Genomic DNA, 4,464 nt, shown 5'->3' with positions numbered 1-4,464 from the left:
CTTTTGGTCAATTCGCAACAAGTCGGCTCTATCTTGGGCATCTATTTTACTCATCTCCGAATCAAATTCGGAGTTAAGTTTGCGAATTTTGGCGATAGCACCCGCTACATGAGAGCCGTATTGTTTACGAAGTTCGACCCAGGTTACTTGTCCTTTGGTCAGCTTCTCCATCGCCTCAAAGACCACCTTGGCGTTGTCCAAAAATGGTTCTAGTCTGTCAGATAATTCTTGGGCATTATTCGCATAATCGGCAAACTGCTCTAGCTTATTTATATCGGAAAGATAGCCCAGAATATCAGACTCAAACCCTCCCCATGCTTGCGCTTTTTCATCAATATGGGAACTATGACCAACGACCGGATTACGTATTGCAAAATCCATTACTGAACCTCCTAATAAGGTATGTTGTCATAGTCGATATTGCTGGATGATTGGGGCAACTTATCCCAGTAACCCATCTCTTCAAATCGGCTATAGATTCTCGTTGCCAGTTGCCTTACGGGGTCGTCAAAATCTTCAGAGATTAAATCAAATCTGTTGCAGCCAAACGCCAATATATTTGCAATGTCCGCGTCAATGCCATTACCCAAGAATTGACCAAATGCAGCAGAGTATGGATGGTCATCAATGGTTTCATGAGTTGCTAAGAATTCGGTTCCGGTGAGGGGTAAGTAAAGGCTGCAAAGAAAACTATTTATTTCGCGCTTCGTAGCTGTTGGGTTAAGAGCCTTAAATTGCTGGAGTTTCAAAGCATTATCAGTGAAAGAACAGCGTCCCCAATCGTTGGGATTTTTGTAATCGAGTGCCATGCTGTTAAAATCCTTATGTACTTTTCGTTTTGCGGCGAGAGATACATCTGCTTAGTGGGGCGATTGCAATGATTGGTCGTCGGTGCAATCGCTTCATCATCAGTTCTCACAAAACTCAACAAGTTCAAAAACCTCCCTCTGCACTTGGTTTTGACTTAATTCTTTTCGCTTGCCTTTCGAGTCATTGAATATGAAAGGGGCATTGACTCCACAATTAGACCGATGGCTGTAGCGCAGTTGTTGACCGCGAAATTGGTACAAATGGTTACGTTGCAAAGTTGTCGTTTCTAACATAAGTTCCTCAAACTTGAGAGTAGAACTCGATATTTAGAATCGCTTCGTGAATCTCCATCAAAGCTTGCACAGCATCGCCCATCTTTAAGTCATTCGATGTACTGAACCGTTCGGAGGCTTCGATTTGCTTGTAATTGGGAGATGCTTGCACAAACCTTAAAGTCTGTTCGCAACCCAGGATGATGGTCATTATTTCGGTGGTCGTTAGGCTTGGCTGTGTCTGCATGGTTTCTTGGTCGCTCATGACTTTTTCCCTTTCCTTTGGGTTTTCATCGGTGCGGTTGGGGCTTCTGGCTGACTCGGCTTTTGAAGTACATAGCTGATAGCCCCTCCACCCCCGACAGCTGCGGCAATGGTGAACATATTGTTACGGCCAAAGTGCTGCACTCCGAAATAGCCAAAAGCGATCGCTGCTGCTGTTGCTCCAATGCCTAAAACCGTGTTTCTTAATGTGGTTCTGGTCATGCTGCCCCTTTGAAATTAGTGACCATTGCGCTAAGTGCCGATTTATTTGGTTGTGTAGATTGCGCTGTTTCAACTTTGGGCGATAGTTGTACATTGCCATGTTGAAAAATCAACTTCTCTACACCTGCCGAAAGTGCTTGTGTCGGTGCATCTTGGGGTAAATCAAACATCTTGCACAATTCAATTACTGCTAAGTAGGAGATGGTTATACGCCGAGATTCATAATTCATTGATCAGGCTCCCTGTGAAATTTGAGTTAATAGTTTCAACCCCAAGGCATTGATGAATTGGGGATTATTCAAGACCACAAAGCCTAAAGCGGCTAGGTTCTGATCCACCACTGGCAGCGAAACACCCCCACCCCAGGCGACAAGGTATTTAGCGCGATCTAGATAATTACCAGCAGTCACAAAGTTGGCGAATTTCTCAATCCTGTTACTCCACCATTCATCTAGACATTGGCTGTACTCGGTTTCAAACTTCTTGCCTGTAAGGTGGTTGCCGCCGTATGTGAAAGTCCCTTCTACAATTCCCTGGTTCACCAAGCTGGGCGAGTGCTTCACATCCTTGGACAGCAGACTTACTCGGTCGTTTCGTTTGTCTAGTGCCTCTGCAATCATCGAATGCAGTTCACCGGCTCCACCCTCAATCAGGTGACGGTCAATCACTGCACCGCTACCGTTAAACACGGTAATCAACCAAGTGGATGAACCGATATCGAGTGCGATCGCTAATTCTGAGGGGTCAAGTACTAGACTTGCTTCACCGAATAAGCAGTGGGCAATGCTTCCAAATCCTTCGGGGTAAATGCCTGTGACTACGATTTCAACTGTCTTGGTGACAATGGAACGGGTTACAGGGTGCAAATGTTCAAAGGTGTGAGTCCCTTCAACTCTGCGTTTAATCTCTTGGCCCCAGCGTTCTGGGTTGTGGTTGCTCAAACTAATTGAAAGCTTCATCCCATTGGGAATATTGAGAACGGCTAAGTCTGCAAGAATGCTTTCTAGTGCCAGTTCTGCTTTTTTCGCCTTATCCTCGTGTAGCAAGGTGTGGTCACTTTGCGCTAGAGCCGCACTGCCCCAGAAGAATTGAACATCTTTTAAGTCAAGCCGCGTTCCATCTACATATCGAACCCATGCCCCATCTTTTGAGATGGTTTCGTGGTGCATGATGTTTCGGTTGCGAACAAGTGAGTATGCGGCAGGCATCATGATAGAAAAATCACCGATGATTGCCTTGCCATACCCTGCACCTGAGTCTTTCCCAGCGATAAGGTCAGTTAGCCCTGATTTGGCTAACAAGTCTGCTTGAACTAGCCAGTTTTTGGCATTGGTGTATGTCGTTGTCATGGTTCAGATGATTGCTAAAGTCTTGATTTTTCTGGCTTGACGTTGATTTTTAGCTAAATCTAGACAAATCCAGATATCCAGTTGGGGGCAAGCCATAGCATCACTTTCCGGCAACTCTAGCCTTTGTTGAGTGGCTGTTTTTGGCTTGATGATGATACTATATCCCATAAGGGATGTTTAATGCAAATACATCTTAAATCCCAAGTATCCCGTTTTTAGTATTTTGTTGCTAAAACGGGTAATTTGGGATAAGTAATGTATTAGCGATAAATATCCCAAGTGAGTAAGCTAGAAAATAAAGATGAACCTGTCGCAACATTGAAAGTAACTTTTCCTACTAGAGAGTTAAGGGACAGGTTTAAAGCTAGTTGTGCATTAAACGGAAAAAATATGAATGAAGCAATTATTGAATTTGTTGTGCAATACGTTGAAAATGGCGAACATCAGTCGCCCAAAAAAGGCAAGGACACAGCATGAACATTACTGAAATCAACCCGCTAACACTGCCGTCACTGCCATTAGAATGGCTATTGGTTCAAAAATGCAGTGTCAAGCATTTGTATCGGTACAGATCGTATTAATTTCACATCATTATTTTTGATGTCGCCAATGTTAACAGTGAAAGACCTACCAAGCGATTTTCAACTCCCACTGCACAACCAAGCAGCATTTGAAAAAATTAGGGAGGCGATAGACTATCAATCCACCGTTGCTCTAGCGGCTGGTGGTCTTGCACTGGGTACGGGTGGTGTCGTGCATCCGTTAGGTTGGTTAATTTTTGGATTGGCTTACAAGCCGTTGGTAGTAACTCAAAAACTGGCACGATTAGAAAAATTAGGAACCTCAATTTTCCATGAGTTTGAAAACGAAGGAGTGCAAGTTTTCCCAACACTTCCGGTAGAGAACAACAACCCTATCGACTTGTTTGTGAGATTTCCACGAATAACTCACCTGTTTATCTCCATCCGGTCAAAAGGAGATAGAGAAATTGTCTACAACGAAGCTAGAGAGACTTTACAGGTAAAACGCAAAGACAAGAATGGACTAAAACTGTGGCAACCCTGCCCACTTGTGGAGTTGGCAGATTACGAGAAGTGGCTCAACAAGAACAGAGATAAGTTTTTGATGTCCTCCCGTGAAGCTCAAAAGACTCCCACAGCAAAAGTTTTAGTCTTATGGCCTCCTACCAAGGCGGCTAATACTCACAATGAACATCTTTATTCGGAGGTGGGAAGTATGAAAATTCTGGCTTTCAGGAGAAAAGGGACTGCGTTTGTTATTCAAGAGGAGGAAGTAAGCGAGTTTGTCAGGGCTTGGTTAGCCAAGTACAGATAGGCTAAAAGGTGAAAACCCCGTGTCCCGTTGGGATACCGAGGTTTTCTGATTTTTATTCACTTGGAATTGGGGAATTGGGTTGCTTGCCTAATTAATATCCCTAATAGTAATCTTATCAAACCTTTTTGAGTGTTAAGCAATTGTAACACTGGCTACACAAAAAACGGCAACTCAGGAATTTTACCAGATTCGATTTCTGAACACTTGTATAT

General features: G+C 43.7%; 8 protein-coding genes and 1 pseudogene. 2 read left to right on the top strand and 7 right to left on the bottom strand.

The genetic code is table 11. The features are described 5' to 3' along the window. The 7 genes and pseudogenes from VB732_RS32175 to VB732_RS32145 all read right to left on the bottom strand — a co-directional run. Positions 1 to 381 (bottom strand): annotated as a pseudogene (locus VB732_RS32175) (hypothetical protein); the annotation flags it as partial. An 11-nt stretch (positions 382 to 392) separates the two neighbouring features. After that, positions 393 to 809 (bottom strand): hypothetical protein, encoded by a 417-nt coding sequence (locus VB732_RS32170; RefSeq protein ID WP_323234902.1) that lies wholly within the window; start codon positions 807 to 809, stop codon positions 393 to 395. A gap of 301 nt (positions 810 to 1,110) precedes the next feature. Then, positions 1,111 to 1,347 (bottom strand): hypothetical protein, encoded by a 237-nt coding sequence (locus VB732_RS32165; protein ID WP_185584640.1) that lies wholly within the window; start codon positions 1,345 to 1,347, stop codon positions 1,111 to 1,113. Continuing rightward, the gene (locus tag VB732_RS32160; protein WP_323234901.1) at positions 1,344 to 1,568 is read right to left on the bottom strand and encodes a hypothetical protein; all 225 of its coding nucleotides are present in this window, start codon (positions 1,566 to 1,568) and stop codon (positions 1,344 to 1,346) included. The genes VB732_RS32165 and VB732_RS32160 overlap by 4 nt, the downstream gene beginning before the upstream one ends. Continuing rightward, the gene (locus tag VB732_RS32155; protein WP_323234900.1) at positions 1,565 to 1,798 is read right to left on the bottom strand and encodes a hypothetical protein; all 234 of its coding nucleotides are present in this window, start codon (positions 1,796 to 1,798) and stop codon (positions 1,565 to 1,567) included. Before VB732_RS32155 ends, VB732_RS32160 begins: the two co-directional genes overlap by 4 nt. A 3-nt stretch (positions 1,799 to 1,801) precedes the next feature. Beyond that, the gene (locus tag VB732_RS32150; RefSeq protein WP_323234899.1) at positions 1,802 to 2,917 is read right to left on the bottom strand and encodes a ParM/StbA family protein; all 1,116 of its coding nucleotides are present in this window, start codon (positions 2,915 to 2,917) and stop codon (positions 1,802 to 1,804) included. Positions 2,918 to 2,920: 3 nt separating this feature from the next. Further along, the gene (locus VB732_RS32145; protein ID WP_323234898.1) at positions 2,921 to 3,085 is read right to left on the bottom strand and encodes a hypothetical protein; all 165 of its coding nucleotides are present in this window, start codon (positions 3,083 to 3,085) and stop codon (positions 2,921 to 2,923) included. Positions 3,086 to 3,196: 111 nt separating this feature from the next. Here VB732_RS32145 and VB732_RS32140 point away from each other — a divergent pair, with 111 nt between their 5' ends. After that, entirely contained in the window at positions 3,197 to 3,394 is a 198-nt protein-coding gene (locus tag VB732_RS32140; RefSeq protein WP_094346567.1) for a hypothetical protein, read from the top strand. Positions 3,395 to 3,526: 132 nt separating this feature from the next. Next, positions 3,527 to 4,252: a hypothetical protein gene (locus VB732_RS32135; RefSeq protein WP_323234919.1), complete on the top strand. Its 726-nt coding sequence runs from the start codon at positions 3,527 to 3,529 to the stop codon at positions 4,250 to 4,252. The last annotated feature ends 212 nt before the right edge of the window (positions 4,253 to 4,464 follow it).

The organism is Nostoc sp. UHCC 0252, from assembly GCF_034931145.1.
Classification (GTDB): domain Bacteria; phylum Cyanobacteriota; class Cyanobacteriia; order Cyanobacteriales; family Nostocaceae; genus Nostoc.
Note: the sequence above shows the minus strand (reverse complement) of the source record. Positions and strands in the feature narration are given on the sequence as shown.